The 15845-nt window shown below is 44.9% G+C and carries 10 protein-coding genes; 6 read left to right on the top strand and 4 right to left on the bottom strand.

Translation table 11 applies throughout. The features are described from left to right. Positions 1 to 8: 8 nt before the first annotated feature. From QZ135_RS12415 to QZ135_RS12405, 3 genes are read left to right on the top strand one after another with little or no spacing between them, the layout of a single operon-like run. The gene (locus tag QZ135_RS12415) at positions 9 to 2318 is read left to right on the top strand and encodes an ABC transporter permease (RefSeq protein WP_294609472.1); all 2310 of its coding nucleotides are present in this window, start codon (positions 9 to 11) and stop codon (positions 2316 to 2318) included. A 14-nt stretch (positions 2319 to 2332) separates the two neighbouring features. Next, a complete protein-coding gene (locus tag QZ135_RS12410) occupies positions 2333 to 4660 on the top strand; it encodes an FtsX-like permease family protein (RefSeq protein WP_294609469.1) in 2328 nt (775 codons plus the stop codon). 14 nt (positions 4661 to 4674) lie between these two features. Continuing rightward, a complete protein-coding gene (locus tag QZ135_RS12405; protein ID WP_294609466.1) occupies positions 4675 to 6975 on the top strand; it encodes an ABC transporter permease in 2301 nt (766 codons plus the stop codon). Between the two features lie 67 nt (positions 6976 to 7042). On the opposite strand, the gene QZ135_RS12400 is transcribed toward QZ135_RS12405, so the two are convergent. Beyond that, complete coding sequence (locus QZ135_RS12400) at positions 7043 to 8392, bottom strand: MATE family efflux transporter (protein ID WP_294609463.1); 1350 nt, start codon at positions 8390 to 8392, stop codon at positions 7043 to 7045. Positions 8393 to 8511: 119 nt separating this feature from the next. Between QZ135_RS12400 and QZ135_RS12395 the strand changes: the two genes are divergently transcribed. The 3 genes from QZ135_RS12395 to QZ135_RS12385 all read left to right on the top strand — a co-directional run bounded on the left by QZ135_RS12395 (position 8512) and on the right by QZ135_RS12385 (position 11042). After that, on the top strand, positions 8512 to 9159 hold the full coding sequence (locus QZ135_RS12395) for an HAD family hydrolase (protein WP_294609460.1): 648 nt from the start codon (positions 8512 to 8514) through the stop codon (positions 9157 to 9159). 70 nt (positions 9160 to 9229) lie between these two features. After that, complete coding sequence (gene panB / locus QZ135_RS12390) at positions 9230 to 10051, top strand: 3-methyl-2-oxobutanoate hydroxymethyltransferase (RefSeq protein WP_009127549.1); 822 nt, start codon at positions 9230 to 9232, stop codon at positions 10049 to 10051. Further along, positions 10032 to 11042 carry an MFS transporter gene (locus tag QZ135_RS12385; RefSeq protein ID WP_294609456.1) on the top strand — a complete coding sequence of 337 codons (1011 nt, stop codon included), beginning with the start codon at positions 10032 to 10034 and terminating at the stop codon, positions 11040 to 11042. Before panB ends, QZ135_RS12385 begins: the two co-directional genes overlap by 20 nt. A gap of 22 nt (positions 11043 to 11064) precedes the next feature. Here the strand turns inward: QZ135_RS12385 and QZ135_RS12380 are convergent, their stop codons facing one another. The 3 genes from QZ135_RS12380 to QZ135_RS12370 form a co-directional block, all read right to left on the bottom strand. Continuing rightward, complete coding sequence (locus tag QZ135_RS12380) at positions 11065 to 11427, bottom strand: diacylglycerol kinase family protein (protein WP_294609453.1); 363 nt, start codon at positions 11425 to 11427, stop codon at positions 11065 to 11067. A gap of 94 nt (positions 11428 to 11521) precedes the next feature. After that, the gene (locus tag QZ135_RS12375) at positions 11522 to 13744 is read right to left on the bottom strand and encodes a RelA/SpoT family protein (RefSeq protein ID WP_294609451.1); all 2223 of its coding nucleotides are present in this window, start codon (positions 13742 to 13744) and stop codon (positions 11522 to 11524) included. Between the two features lie 443 nt (positions 13745 to 14187). After that, a complete protein-coding gene (locus tag QZ135_RS12370) occupies positions 14188 to 15483 on the bottom strand; it encodes a DUF3440 domain-containing protein (RefSeq protein WP_294609448.1) in 1296 nt (431 codons plus the stop codon). Between the last annotated feature and the right edge of the window lie 362 nt (positions 15484 to 15845).

Here is a 15845-nt window from a genome sequence, read left to right as displayed (position 1 = left end):
AAAATGTGATGAAACAAATCTATTACGTAATACAAACTTTACTGCGCGGACGTGGTTCAAACATCATCAAAGTCATCTCCCTCGGGTTGGGACTGACGATGAGTATCTTGCTGTTTGCCCGTGTAGCTTTTGAGCAAAGTTACGATACTTGCTATAAAGATTACGATAATCTATATCAGATATTTTCCATTTTTTCTGCTGATGGAGAACAATTTGAACCTCAGAAACAGAATTGTGGCCCAGTAGCGGGTGCCATTCTTGAAAATTTCCCTCAAGAGGTGGAATCCGCCACCAGCACTGCTTATTTCATTGGCGGACCTCTGTATAATGGCGACGTTCGTTTCGATGATGGAAAACTGCTGGCCGACTCGCTTTTCTTCCGTACTATGGGCATTGAAGTACTGAGTGGAAATCCGGAAAAGGAATTGGTACAGCCGGATGTCATTTTTCTGAGTGACCGTTTAGCACAGAAAATTTTTGGTGATGAGGACCCCATCGGGAAAGTGTTAAGTTACAACAAAGAGCTACAATTTACAGTGAAGGGCACCTATGCTGCCTTGCCGGAAAACGCCACAATGCGTCCAGAGGGAGTCGTATCCATGCCCACTGCCTGGAGTCGTGGCTGGGGCAACTACTCCTGGCGCGGAGGCGACAGTTATTACGAATATATCCGCTTCCGTCCGGGAGCCGACAAAGAAGTAGTGAATGCCCGTCTGGATGCCATGATCCAGAAATATCGTCCGGAAGAAGACAAGAAAGCTTATGGTTACACCGCCTTTGTGAAGCCTATTCGCGATGTGTATCGTAACGAAGACCAAGTGAAACGTATGGACAGTATCATGAGCATTCTTGCCCTTGCAATTCTCTTTATCGCAGCGCTGAACTACGTGTTGATATCTATTTCTTCGCTTACTTACCGTGCCAAAGCGGTGGGCGTGCATAAGTGCAGTGGTGCAAGCGGAGGCACAGTGTTTAGCATGTTCCTGTTGGAGACGGGCATCATCATTGTGCTGGCTTTGATGTTAATGGTTTTGATATTGCTGAATTTTCAAGGATTTATTGAAGATACCACTGCGGCTAAGTTAAGCATACTTTTTGCACCGGACCGTATCTGGGTACCACTTGCCGTAGTGCTGGCTTTGTTCATTGTAGGTGGCGTGCTGCCGGGCAGATTGTTTGCCCGAATACCCGTATCGCAGGTATTCCGCCGCTACACGGAAGGAAAGAAAGGCTGGAAGCGTCCGTTGCTTTTCGTTCAGTTTGCTGGTGTGGCTTTCATCTGCGGATTGATGTATGTGGTAATGGCACAATACAATTATGTGAAAGATAAAGATATGGGCTACAACCCACGCCGTGTAGCAGTGGGGGGAGCTTATTTTGGTAAAGGCGAAGAAAGTGAACCAGCGTTGCAGTTCTTTCGTGGACTACCTTATGTGGAAGAGGTATCTTGTGCCGTCAGTACCCCTATCTGGAGTTATAGTGGCTCGATGATTCAAGGTGAGAGTGGACAATCGCTTTTCTCAACTCGTACCAGCCATGCGCCTGAAGATTATTTTAAGATGATGGGCATGACCATGAAGGAAGGTCGCCCTGCACGTGCTACGGATGAAATCGTAGTGAACGAGGCTTTTGTGGAGCGGATGCGTTGGGGAGATAAAGCTCTGAATCATCCGTTGCGTATGGAAGGTGAAAATTATAAAGTGGTAGGTATACTGAAAGACTTTCATATAGGTTCCTTTTACCAACCGCAGGATGTCATAATCTTCGGTTATACCCGTACCTTTGGCAACACCGTTCACGTACGGCTTAAGGAACCTTTTGCAGAGAATCTGCGTCGCCTGAATAAAGATGTATCTGAGGCATATCCGGACAAAACAATAGATTTCGACGGAATGGAGCAACAGATACTGGAGGGATATAATGCTGTGCGTGTGTTTAGTAACGCTACCATACTGGCTGCATTGACCATGTTCTTTATCATGCTGATGGGCTTGATAGGTTACACCACAGACGAGGTGCGTCGTCGTTCAAAGGAAATTGCCATTCGCAAGGTGAACGGGGCGGAATCTCTGGGCATACTGGAACTACTCTCTAAAGATATACTTTATGTGGCCGGACCTGCCGTTGTCATCGGTACGCTTGCTTCGTGGTATGTCAATGGGATGTGGATGGAACAGTTTGCCACACAAGTGCCGCTTAGCTGGGTTGTATATGTGCTGATTGCACTGGTTATCTTGATTATCATTGTCGCTTGTGTCATCTGGAAATCCTGGAAAATTGCGAATGAAAATCCGGTGAACAGTATCAAGAGCGAATAAAGAAATTTTAGAGTATGAAGCAAATCTATTATGTCATTCAAACGTTGCTGCGCGGTCGTGGTTCTAATGTCATCAAGGTCATTTCCCTTGGGTTGGCTCTGACAATGAGTATCCTGCTTTTCGCCCGCGTGGCATTTGAAAAGAGTTGTAATACCTGCTACAAGGACTATGACCAACTCTATCAGGTGCTTTCCGTCTGGACCGTAGATGGAGAACGTGACGACGAACCCAACGAGATGAACTTACCGGTAGTGGCAGGATTCATTCTTGAGAATTTTCCGGATGAAGTGGAATCTGCCGTCAATGTCTGCAAGTACATGGTCTTCGGTCCGTTGTATAATGGTAGTGTACGTTTCAGTGACTATAAGGTTATGGCTGATTCTCTTTTCTTCCGTACTATGGGGATTGAGGTGCTGACGGGAGATGCCGTACGGGAACTGCAACAGAAAGATGTTGTCTTCCTCAGTGATCGCTTGGCTCGGAAAATGTTCGGTGATGAAAATCCCATCGGGAAAGTGATAAATTATGATAAACAGATACAACTGACAGTGAAGGGCACATACGCAGCCCTACCGGAAAATGCAACTATGAATCCTGAAGCTGTCATCTCCATAGCCACAGGATGGAGCCGCGAGTGGGCGGAAAATACCTGGCAAGGCGGAGATTCTTACTTCCAGTATATCCGCCTACGCCCGGGCGTGAAAATAGATGTTGAAAAGTTCAATGCCCGTCTGGATGCTGTTATCCAGAATTATATTCCACAGGAAGAAAAAGAGAGTGTGGGATACACGGCTGTGATACAGCCTATTCGTGAGGTATATCTCAATAGTGATACGGTAAAGAGTATGATTTCCATCATGAGTCTTCTTGGTTTTGCTATTCTTTTTATAGCTGCGCTGAACTATGTGCTAATCTCTGTTTCTTCGCTTTCCTATCGTGCTAAAGCTGTGGGAGTACACAAATGTAATGGTGCTTCGGGTGGTTCGGTTTTCGGTATGTTTCTGCTGGAAACGGGTATTATCATTTTGCTGTCGATAGGAGTGATGGTGTTGCTATTGTTCAACTTCCGTGAAATGATAGAAGAGACTATGGAAGTTCAGCTAACATCTCTTTTTGTGCCCGATCGCATTTGGGTACCGATGCTGGTGGTATTTGTATTATTCATCATAGGCGGTGTATTGCCCGGACGACTGTTCGCCCGTATACCGGTATCTCAGGTATTCCGCCGATACACCGAGGGTAAGAAGGGCTGGAAACGTCCGCTACTTTTTATTCAGTTTATGGGAGTATCCTTCATCTGTGGACTGATGTGTGTAGTGATGGCACAATATCACTATGTGCTGAATAAGGAAACGGGTTACGATGCAAAACGTGTAGCTGTTGGCGATCTCCATTTTGATGATAATACGGAACGGGATGTGGCCCGTCAGTTTTTCCGTGGTCTGCCTTATGTAGAAGCAGTCGAATCGGCAAGCTATCCGCCATGTATCGGAATGAGTGGCATGATGATACTGAATGAAAGCGGTAAATCTATCTTCTCGTCACGCTATTGCGTGGAGACCGAAGGCTATCCGCAAATGATGGGAATGGCGCTGAAAGAAGGACGCATGGCGCGTGAACGTAATGAAGCAGTGGTGAATGAGACTTTTGCCCGGATAATGCGTTGGGGAGATGAGGTTCTGGGGCGTGTGGTACACAATGGTCATACTAGCCTTGGTGACCTCAAGGTAGTGGGAGTGTTGAAAGACTTTCATACAGCTTCCTTTTATGTTCCGCAACAACCGCTTATTGTCCGGTGTGGTAAGTTTGGCAATAGCATTCATATTCGCCTGAAAGAGCCTTTTGTCGAGAACCTGAGTAAACTGAACAGTCAGGCATCCGAAGCCTTTCCGGGTAAAACCGTTGACTTTTATCCGTTGGAACAGGAGATGCAGGAGGCGTATAGCATTGTACGTGTCTTCCGTGATGCCACCATATTGGCAGCCGTCGTGATGCTTTTTGTAATGCTGATGGGGTTGATAGGTTACACTACCGACGAAGTACGTCGCCGTTCCAAAGAAATTGCTATCCGCAAGGTGAATGGTGCTGAAGCGTCGATGATACTGGAATTGTTGTCGCGTGACGTGCTTTATGTGGCAGGACCGGCAGTCATTATCGGTACCGTAAGCTCGTGGTACGTTAATGGGATATGGATGGACCTTTTTGCGGTGCAGGTACCGTTGGGTTGGGCTGTATATGTATTGCTAGCGATTGCCAATCTGGTGATAATCATAACATGTGTCATTTGGAAAGCCTGGTATATCGCCAATGAGAATCCGGTGGAAAGTATTAAGAGTGAATAAATAAATAGAAGTATATGAGACAGATTTATTATACCTTGCAGACCTTGCTTCGTGGGCGCGGATCAAATATCATCAAAGTTATCACTCTGGCATTGGGATTGTTGATGTCCGTCTTTCTTTTTGCCCGTATTGCCTTCGAACTGAGTTTTGATAATTTCTACCACGAGCCGGAGAATCTTTATATTGTGAAAACCGGATGGCTGCAAGAAGGTGTGCTGAAGGGTGGTGAGGGTTACAATACCATCGAAGTCATCCCTGCTACCATTGCTGATGAATTTCCTGATGAGGTGGAGAGTGCTACGACCAGTTGTTCGCTTTTTGGTAGTAACTATCACCTGGGAGAGCGTAAGTTCAACTTTGCTACTGTGATGGCAGATACCCTTTATTTTACTACACTCGGTCTCAAGGTGTTGGAAGGAAACCCGCAGGAATTGGGTAATCCGGATGTTATCTTTTTGTCTCGCACAGCAGCGCGGACCATCTTTGGCAGTGAGTCTCCATTGGGAAAAACACTGAACTATCAGATGGGTGGTGCTGGTATCCCTATGCTTGTCAAAGGCATTTATGATGATGTACCGCTAAATACAGAATTGTATTCCCGTCCGGAAGCTATTGTTTCTTTCCCCAGTATTGAACGCCACACCCAGTGGAGGTTAGGGTGGAACAGTGGGGGTAATTATGATGGTTACTTGCGCTTACGCACTCCTGCCGATGCTGACATACTGAATGACCGTCTTTCGGCCACCATCGCCCGCCATATACCGGAAAATAGCGGCCTGGAACTGAAAGTGAGCATTGAACCTATGCGTAGCATTCATCTTTCAAAACCAAGCGTGCGGAAGATGATCTGGATAATGGCATTGTTAGGTGCCGTATTGCTCTTTACTACAACACTGAATTATGTATTAGTCTCCGTCGCTTCGTTGACACAGCGTGCCAAGGCTATCGGGGTACATAAGTGTAGCGGTGCATCCGGACACAGCATTTTATCCATGTTCCTGATAGAGACAGCCGTGGTGGTTATGCTGGCATTGTTCTTTATGGGCTTATTAGTATATGTTTTCCGCGAAAAGATGGAAGAGTTGGCCTCTATTCCACTGGGTGTACTTTTTGCTTGGCAAAATCTATGGGCACCGTTATCAGTGGTAACTCTGCTGTTCTTGTTGGGAGGATGTTTACCAGGTACATTATTCTCGCGTATACCGGTAACCCAAGTCTTTCAGCGCTACACTTCCGGTCGTCGTGGCTGGAAAAGGATTTTATTATTTGTTCAGTTCGGAGGCGCAGCGTTCATACTGGGTATGATGTTAGTCGTCCTTATGCAGTATAACTATGTCACCGGTCGCGACCGTGGTTTCCGCCCTGAACGCGTCGCCTATGTTTATCAGCGGTTGGAGAATCCGGATAATCTACGCAGCGTTCTCGCAGGACTGCCATATGTAGAATCTGTGGCTTCTGCCAGTGCAACGATGTTAGGTTTCTATGCTCCGTATATGATAATGGACAACCAAGGCAATCGGCTTTTCTCCCCCCGCAGTTCGGCGTTCGATGCAGATTACCTTGATTTCATGGGTATGAAGCTTGCAGCCGGACAAAGATTATCGGGCAGTGGGCAACTGCTTGTGAACCGTACTTTTGTTGAGAAGATGAAATGGGAAGGTACCGGGGTAGGCGAACGGGTAAATGATTTTGGTACGGTTGTCGGTGTGCTGGCTACGTTCAGTTTTCCACTTGCGCCGGATGATCGGAACCCGGTCATGATAACTTGGGCAGAGGGCACAGCCAATCATGTGCATGTCCGTTTGAAAGAACCTTTTGATGATAATTTAATCCGCCTGAATGAAGAAATGCGGCGTGCATATCCTCAGGATGAGCTATTATTTCGTTCGATGGAGGGAGAGATACTGAGTTATTCCAAATCTGTCCGTGTGTTTCGTGACGTTACGCTACTGGCATCTATTACTATCTTGTTTATCATCCTCATGGGACTCGTCGGTTACGTGAATGATGAAATCCGCCTGCGTTCCAAAGAGATTGCTATTCGTAAAGTGAATGGAGCGGAAGTCAGCGGAGTTTTACGATTGCTTTCGTGCGATGTGTTGTGGCTGGCTGTTCCGGCGGTTGTGATAGGTATAATTGGAGCATTCAAAGCTGGTGAGGTTTGGATTAGTCAGTTCAATGACACAGTATCTTTGTCTGTGGTATGGTACATAGTTGTCGCTCTTTGCCTGAACTTATTCATTGTGTCTTGTGTGATAATCAAGGCTTGGCACATAGCCAACGACAATCCTGTACATAGCATTAAAAGCGAATAAGTTCATTTTATCGTTTTTACCTTGCCAGCAACTATCTGTAGGGCAGAATAAAAAGGGTGTAAATTACTTACGCAATACTCTCTTTGTTTTTCTTCCGGATGTATGTTCCCAGTACAATTAGAGCTGTGACAAAAGCGAAGAAGTCGGCCACAGGCATGCTGGTCCAGATACCATCCAGCCCTATGAATTGAGGGAAGAAAATCAGGCCGGGGAGTAAATACAGCAGTTGTCGAGTGAGCGAAAGGAAGATACTGATTTTCGCTTTCCCGATGCTCTGGAAAAAGTTACCGATCACAATCTGGGCGCCTACCAGCGGAAACATCAGTACGCAGATGCGCACTCCCCGTGAAGCAATATCGATTAATTCATTGTCATTCGTGAAGATGGCGGAAACGGCGTGCGGAAACAGTTCGCAAATCAGGAAACCGCTACTGGTGATGCAAACACCCGTCAGGATGCTCAGCTTCAATGTCCGCTTCACGCGGTCGTGCTTCTGTGCACCGAAGTTGTATCCCACAATAGGCTGCATACCCATAGTCAAGCCAAGCACAATCATTACATAAAGCGTAAGCAAACGGTTGATAATGCCGTAGGCTCCGATAGCCATATCGCCTCCATAGCGTTGCAGCGAGTTATTGATGATAATCACGATGGCGCAGGCACATACATTCATCAGGAACGGAGACATGCCGATAGAGAAGATGCTGCTGATGATACGCTTTTTCAATTTCCAGAATTCCGGACCAAAATGAACGAAACTATCCTTGTTGAGGAAGTGCTTCACTACCCATACCATACCGATGAACTGCGAAATCACTGTTGCCGTGGCTGCTCCGCGTATTCCCCAGTCGAAGTGGAAAATAAAAATAGGGGCGAGGATGATGTTGCAAACCACGGTCACCATGGATGTCAGCATTGCTTTCTTGGGGTATCCCGTGGCACGCATGATATTGTTCAATCCAATCATCGTATAAGTAATAGGTGTTCCCGCCAGAATGATTTGCATAAAATCACGTGCATAAGGCAGCGTATCCCGGCTGGCACCGAAGAAGCTCAATATATCGTCCAGAAAAACAAAAGCAAGTCCGCCGAATACGACCGCGTTAATCAGGCAGAACATCAGCGTATTTCCCAGCACTTCTGTTGCTCCGTCCAGGTCTTTTTGTCCCAAGCGGATGGAAGAAATGGTAGAACCGCCTGCCGACACCAGCGTACAGAATGCTACCACAAGATTCATTAGCGGAAAGGTGATTGCCAATCCGGCAATACCCATCGCACCTACGCCGTGACCGATGAAAATACTGTCGATGATGTTGTACAGCGAAGTAATTGTCATACCTATAATGGCGGGAATAGAATACTGTAACAGCAGTTTGCCTATGCTTTCAGTGCCTAATATGTGAGGGTTGTTATTCATAATGATGTTATTTTAGGGGACAGCAAAGTTACTCATTTATTTGCTCGGTTCAAGTATTATTCTGACCTTTGTGTCGTAATTCATAAGGTATTAACATAATAAGGTAAAAGAAAGTTTATATGGCTGAAACAAAAAACATCGCCGTTCTATTCGACTTCGACGGTGTCGTTGTCGACACAGAAACGCAGTACAGCATCTTCTGGCACAAGTTAGGAGTAGATTACTTGGGTATGGAAGACTTGGAGAACCGTGTGAAGGGACAAACCCTGATGTACATCTATGATACCTTTTTCCCCGGCATGACCAGAGAGCGGGAAGAAATCACCGCCGGACTCGACCGTTTTGAGCAGGAAATGTCGTACGACTTTGTTCCCGGTGTAGAGTCCTTTATCGCCGACCTCCGCCGCAACAATGTCAAGATGGCTGTAGTCACCAGCTCCAACGATAAAAAGATGGAAGCTGTGTATCGTGCCAAGCCTGAGATAAAAACCATGTTCGACCGTATTCTTACGGCAGAGATGTTTACCGCGTCAAAACCTGCGCCGGATTGCTTCCTGCTGGGTATGGAAGTCTTCGGAACCACACCGGAAACAACGTATGTCTTCGAAGATTCTTTCAACGGACTGAAAGCCGGCATGGCTTCCGGAGCTACCGTTATCGGTCTGGCCACTACCAACTCACGCGAAGAAATAGCCCCGTTATGCCATCATATCCTGGATGATTTTGAGGGGTTCACTTACGATAAATTAACCCGATTGCATAAGTAACGGGAAAAAGTTATACCTTTGCGCCCGAAAATTGAGAAAGAATAACTAATAACTTAATAATTAAAGAAATATGGCAGGTTATATTTCAGATGACACTCGTAAAGTGACTACTCATCGCCTGATAGAGATGAAACAGAGAGGCGAAAAAATATCTATGTTGACATCTTATGACTACACCATGGCACAGATTGTGGATGGTGCAGGTATGGATGTAATCCTCGTAGGCGATTCTGCCAGTAATGTAATGGCAGGTAATGTGACGACCCTTCCCATCACTCTCGACCAGATGATTTATCATGCTAAGTCCGTAGTTCGTGGTGTGAAGCGCGCTATGGTAGTGGTAGATATGCCTTTCGGTTCCTATCAGGGCAATGAATTGGAAGGCCTCGCTTCGGCCATTCGCATCATGAAAGAGAGTCATGCTGATGCATTGAAACTGGAAGGTGGCGAAGAAATCATAGGTACGGTGAAGCGTATTCTCAGTGCCGGTATACCCATCATGGGACACCTCGGGTTGATGCCGCAATCCATCAATAAATATGGTACTTACACCGTTCGTGCCAAGGATAATACGGAAGCTGATAAGCTGATAAGTGACGCCCATATGCTGGAAGAAGCCGGTTGCTTTGCCATTGTACTGGAGAAAATCCCTGCCGCTCTGGCAGAACGTGTGGCAAGTGAACTCACCATTCCTATTATCGGCATCGGTGCCGGTGGCGGAGTAGACGGCCAGGTCTTGGTTATTCAAGATATGCTGGGTATGAACAATGGCTTCCGTCCCCGTTTCCTACGTCGCTATGCCGACCTGCATACGGTGATGACTGATGCTATCAGCCGTTATGTATCTGATGTGAAGAACTTAGATTTCCCGAATGAGAAAGAGCAATACTGATAATCTTTGGTCACTGGGCTTTATACGGATGTGCTTTGCCAATTTTCTGCTTTTTGCATCCATATATACGCTTCTTCCGGTACTTCCTTCGGTAATGGTGTCACGATTGGGCCTCTCTACCGGCCAGGTGGGTAGTATGTTTCTGGTTTTTGCAGCAGCAATGTTTCTTGTAGGACCGTTTCATGCATACCTGGGAGATGAGTACAAGAGGAAACGTGTGCTTGTGTATTCCACATTTGTGATGTTGGGAGCAACTTTAGGTTACATCTTTGTCGACACTTTCCCGAAACTGCTGTTGCTTGCAGCCGTGCAAGGAGGAGCTTTTGGATTGGCTACGACGGCAGGTATCACAGTGGCCATTGACATCACTGCTTCTTCATGCCGCAGTGCCGGAAACATGGGCTTTGCGTTGGCCGCGCGTCTGGGAATGCTGGTAGGAGTAGGGGCGGGAGTTTGGATGTTCTATCTCAAAGGTTTCAGTATGGTGGCATACCTTTCTATATTGTGTGGCATATTTAGCATTCTGTTTGCCATGCGGGTATATGTAGCTTTTCGCGCCCCGATAGGTATGAGCCTTTGTAATCTCGACCGTTTCCTACTGGTGCGTGGATGGCTTCCTGCTTTCAATCTGTTGCTGATAGCCTTTATTCCCGGGGTAGCATTGCCGCTAATCAAACAGGGAGATTATAGTGTATTATTCTTCCTTGTTGTTTTAGTGGTGCTTACGATACCTTTTACGAAGATATTTGTTAAGCTGTCTCAACATTGCCAACGGGGAACTGCAAATACTACTTGCCATCTGTCTATGGATGCCGGTATCCTGATAGGTATTGCTGTTTGCTGCTTTCTGTCGGACAACGGAAATGAACACCTTCATTTTTATACGGATTTCCAGTTGATTTATAAGGTCATTGGCATTGCTATCCTGGTAGCCTTGGCTGTTTACTTCTTGCTGACATACTCTTATTTCAAGAAGAAACGGGTGAGATAAAAAGTCTCTTCAAATAAAGGTTCTAACCGAATACATACGGGAAAAAGATAATAACCCCGATGATTGCCGCCGCAACAGCGCACACCAGCACTGCTCCGGCGGCAATGTCTTTTACCTGCCCTGCAATGGGATGGCGTCCGGGTGAAACCAAATCCACCAATTTCTCAATAGCCGTATTGAATAGTTCCGCAGCTATCACCACACCTATGCAAAGCACAATGATGATCCATTCCGTGCGTGTGATGCCGAAAAAGAGTCCTGCGGCTATCACCACTACCGAAGTAATAAGATGAAAGCTCAGGTTCTGCTCTTTGCCTACGCATTGCCTGATGCCTTTCCAGGCATAGCCAAAACTGCGGATTTGCTTCTTTAAATCGTATCTCATAATTAATAGTGACATGTTGCGAGCTACAAACTACAAGTTAACCATAATACACCGGAGGAAACTTGTTACCCGTAGCTCGTATCTCGTAGCTAATTCAGTTTCTTGATACTTGTTTCACTCCCTTCACCGTTCTTAACTTCTTGATGAGCGTTTCCAGCCGTCCCGTATCGCCCACCATAATTGTCATTGTTCCGGAGAATAATCCATCGTGCGAGTCAATGCCGATGGAGCGCAATGTGATGTCATTCTCTTTTGAAATAATGGAAGTGATGTTCGTTACGATGCCAATGTCATCATGTCCCACAACACGGAGCGTAATTGGATATTGTGTACCTTTCGACTTGCCCGCCCACCGTGCCTTTACAATCCGATAACCGAACCGCTCGCGCAACTGCGTAGCATTGGGACAGTCACTACGGTGTATCTTGATACCTCCGGTCACTGTTACGAAGCCGAATACATCATCCCCATAAATCGGATTACAGCAACGTGCCAGCTTGAAATCCAATCCTTTCAGGTTCTGGTCAATAACCAGTACATCCTCTTTCGAACGGATGATGTCATCGTTCTGCGTTTGTTGCAGGTTATATCCCTCGGCACTACGATACGTGATGTCATCATGCACATCATTCTCACGCCTCTGCTGTTCCAGATATTTATCTATGATTTCGTTTACATCCAGCGTTTCGTCCGCAATGCTTTGATAAAACTCCGTCACCGTCTTGAAGCCAAGCCGTTTGATAAGGCGCATCATTACCGCTTCATCATATTCTATCTTCCGGTTCTTGAATTTCCGCTCTATGGTTTCTTTGGCAAAAGCATGCTGCCGGGCTACCATTTCCTTCAATGCCTGCCGAATCTTGGTGCGCGCTTTGGAAGAAGTTACAATGTTCAGCCAGTCTTGCTTAGGTGTCTGCGTGTTCGATGTCATTATTTCCACCTGGTCACCGCTATTCAGCACCTGTCGCAACTGTGCGTTCTTGCCGTTTACTTTAGCACCAATGCACTTACATCCCAGTTTACTATGGATATGGAAAGCAAAGTCGAGCACTGTGGCTCCCTTACCCAATTTGAATAAGTCGCCTTTTGGAGTAAATACGAATACTTCATCCTCATATAAATCCAGTTTAAACTGGTCCATTGCCTCCAGACCGCTGCTATCCGAGTTCTCCAATGCTTCGCGTACGGAAGTCAGCCATTCGTCCAGCCCTGTTTCCCCTTTTACGCCTTTGTAGCGCCAGTGTGCGGCAAGACCACGTTCGGCAATATCATCCATGCGCTCGGTACGTATCTGCACTTCCACCCATTTGCTTTCAGGTCCCATCACAGTGATGTGCAGTGATTCGTAGCCGTTGCTTTTAGGTACGGACAGCCAGTCGCGCAGCCGTTTGGGGTTAGGTTGGTACATATCCGTCACAATGGAATATGCTTGCCAGCACTCCTGTTTCTCTTTCTCCACTTGCGAAGCCAGAATAATGCGGATGGCAAATAAGTCATACACGCCTTCGAACGGACATTTCTGTTTCTTCATCTTCTGATAGATGGAGTGAATGGATTTAGTTCGTCCTTTTATGTGAAAATGTAACCCCGCCTCTTCCAGCTTCTTCTGCATCGGAGCGATGAAGGCTGCGATGTACTTGTCACGGGATGCTTTGGTTTCGTTCAGCTTATCCTTGATATGATAATAGACTTCTTTTTCCGTGTATTTCAGTGAAAGGTCTTCCAGTTCCGATTTCAGCTTGTATAAACCCAGTTTGTGGGCGAGGGGAGCATAGAGGTAGGCAGCCTCATTAGCCACTTGCCGACGCGCTTCGTCATTTTTACTATCCTTTATCTGCCGCATGATGTTCACGCGGTCTGCAATCATTATCAGAATTACACGCATATCCTCCGCAAAGGAGAGCAACAGGTTGCGGAAGTTTTCCGATTCGATGGTGGGGCTTTTGGAGTAAAGCTCGTTTACACGTATCAATCCGCGGATGATTCCGGCCACGTCTTCACCAAAAGCAGCCTGTACCTCTTCGGTGGTGCAAGCCCCGTTTCTCACGCTCTCGTGCAGCATGATGCCCAGAATAGATGCCCGTTTCATTCCGATTTCTTCGGCAACGATAACGGCAGTCTGCATATCCTTAACCAGGGGATTCAGTCCGAACGTGTCGCGTTGAACGCGGTTATCTTTTATAGAGTTGATAAGATGTGTTTTCAGTTTCCTACAGTCACCTTTCTGTAATGTTTCTCCGGTCAACTGCAATAATTTTTTGTAGAGAGAGAAGAGCAATTCCTTCTCATCAGTAGTGAAAAATTCATCTCTTTCCATAATTGTCCATTTTTGTGGTGTAAAGGTAGTTTTTTTCTTCTTTTCCATCGTAAGGTTTTGATAATTAAATTTCTATAAAGACTATGTAAATACCTTCGACAATAAAAAGGAAATCTAACTTCACGGATGATATCATGGTCTCATTAACAGATGATTATGTACTGTCAAAATTTAAAATTTTCATATATTATATATTCAAAGTTCTTATATTTGTGCATCATTAAAATGCTTATATTATGATATCTGAGACTAAATATTCAGAAAGCAGATACCCTCGTACTTTCTGAAATCTGCCGACTTGGCAGGAACCTAATGCAGGGTATGTCGATGCTCAACCTCTGTATGACAAAGGAAACCTTTGTTTTAAGTAAAGGTATGAGCTTGGCAATAACATCAATAGCCAGGTAATGGCTTTTGTTTTTCGGTCTGTCTGCTCAAATTGGTCATGACTTGAAAATTTTTCCATATTGTTTTAATGCCGTATTTTTCATGAGTGTTTCTTCTTTTGTCAGTGCGAATCCCATATATTTGCAAACGTGATCATTGCGTAGGATACAGATACACATTCTTTTGTAAGTCGGGATTTCCTTGAATTCTGCAATATCAATATCATCCAAATAATCCATTCTGACAGGCTTCTTGTCTGTTTTGTAGTTTGTACTGTCACCGACCTGAATAGGAATATTTCTTTCTCTTAGTTTCTGTATCACTTCGTCACTTAATACTCCACCTTTGTTTTTCCAGAATCTGATGCTTGTCTCCAATTTCTTCCGGTATCTGTTCCGGGTATGTTCAGGTAGAGTAGAGAGAAGAAACTCTGTAAAAGATTTCCATGTATATCCTTTGGGTAAATGTATCTCATCTCTTCCCATGGCCCCGGTTTTTCCATAAATCCCGGAGAAATTTACGCCATTGACACGCCCTATCATTCGCCCCCACATATCAGGGTCAATCACTCTATACAGTGACAAACTCTCTATGGCTTCGCAGATAAAAGGACTTGCTACCCTTTGGCGATCAAGGCTTACCCCTGCTTGATAATAAAGATCGTATAGATGGTTATAATCCCACTTGAATTTACCATTTGCTACCCAGATATCACTTGTTTTCCAGTCAAAAATAGGATAGAGGTTATAAACTCCTTCAGTAATTTTTGTACTCCATGGATAGTCAGCGTATCGCTCTTTTGTTTCTCTGTAAATGGCACGCCAACGATTATGGCTTTCCTGTGTACGAATACCAACTAAACAGCATGTTCGTGTAGCCATCTTGTTTTTATGTAGCCATTGGGCAAATTCCACTTGAAAATCATAATCCCACATATCGGTTGTGTAGAAAGGGAAATCATGTAATGTCATCGCTCTTTCCGGTTTTGGGCGTACCCAAACTGCTTTTTTGTCTTCATCCCATGGTCTCCAATAGTCTTCATACATGGATGTACATGTGGTTACTCGAAAAGGTACGCAAATATGATATATATCCAAGATGTCTTGATTCTCTTTAAAAGTTCGTTCCACGTAATCAATTGTCATGTTGTACTGTATTTCATAATCCATATGAAATACTCCAATTCTTCTTTTCAAATTATGTTTACGGATATAATCTATGCATAAATTTAATAATACACCGCTATCCTTTCCGCCTGAAAATGAGATGTAAATATTGTCAAAATCTTGAAAAATGACACGTAACCTTTCTTGAATAAGGTCATATACGTTCTGTTTTTTTATGTCTTGCATTATTCTAAATTGTATTTTTTTTATTTGCTGCAAAATTAGTAGAAAAATAGAGATGATAGTATATAGCATAGACAAATACTAACTTTTTGTGTGGAAAAATGGAGAAATAATATGGTGTGTACATATATGGTTAAACAAACAATGTTTCAAAGAAAAGTATTGTAAATTAGAAGATTATTAGTACCTTTGTGCGTATGATTATGCCCATTGACAGCCCGTGTTGTCGATGGGCTTTTTTGTGCCTAAAAATCCCGTCCTACCATCACTGGCCGGACGGGATAACGACAAAATATTAAGACCTTAATGCTGGATATTCCAACTAAACTGACCCTCAGTTTCCAATCTAAATTGACCCCTCTAAA

This window comes from uncultured Bacteroides sp. (assembly GCF_905207245.1).
Classification (GTDB): Bacteria; Bacteroidota; Bacteroidia; order Bacteroidales; family Bacteroidaceae; genus Bacteroides.
Note: the sequence above shows the minus strand (reverse complement) of the source record. Positions and strands in the feature narration are given on the sequence as shown.

What these genes read in the sequence shown, in the direction of transcription:
- QZ135_RS12385 (WP_294609456.1), top strand. Translation starts at nt 10,032, where the DNA reads ATGAGAAAGAGCAATACTGATAATCTTTGGTCACTGGGCTTTATACGG.
- QZ135_RS12395 (WP_294609460.1), top strand. Translation starts at nt 8,512, where the DNA reads ATGGCTGAAACAAAAAACATCGCCGTTCTATTCGACTTCGACGGTGTC.
- QZ135_RS12370 (WP_294609448.1), bottom strand. Translation starts at nt 15,483, where the DNA reads ATGCAAGACATAAAAAAACAGAACGTATATGACCTTATTCAAGAAAGG.
- QZ135_RS12405 (WP_294609466.1), top strand. Translation starts at nt 4,675, where the DNA reads ATGAGACAGATTTATTATACCTTGCAGACCTTGCTTCGTGGGCGCGGA.
- QZ135_RS12375 (WP_294609451.1), bottom strand. Translation starts at nt 13,744, where the DNA reads ATGGAAAGAGATGAATTTTTCACTACTGATGAGAAGGAATTGCTCTTC.
- QZ135_RS12410 (WP_294609469.1), top strand. Translation starts at nt 2,333, where the DNA reads ATGAAGCAAATCTATTATGTCATTCAAACGTTGCTGCGCGGTCGTGGT.
- QZ135_RS12380 (WP_294609453.1), bottom strand. Translation starts at nt 11,427, where the DNA reads ATGAGATACGATTTAAAGAAGCAAATCCGCAGTTTTGGCTATGCCTGG.
- QZ135_RS12400 (WP_294609463.1), bottom strand. Translation starts at nt 8,392, where the DNA reads ATGAATAACAACCCTCACATATTAGGCACTGAAAGCATAGGCAAACTG.
- QZ135_RS12415 (WP_294609472.1), top strand. Translation starts at nt 9, where the DNA reads ATGAAACAAATCTATTACGTAATACAAACTTTACTGCGCGGACGTGGT.
- panB (WP_009127549.1), top strand. Translation starts at nt 9,230, where the DNA reads ATGGCAGGTTATATTTCAGATGACACTCGTAAAGTGACTACTCATCGC.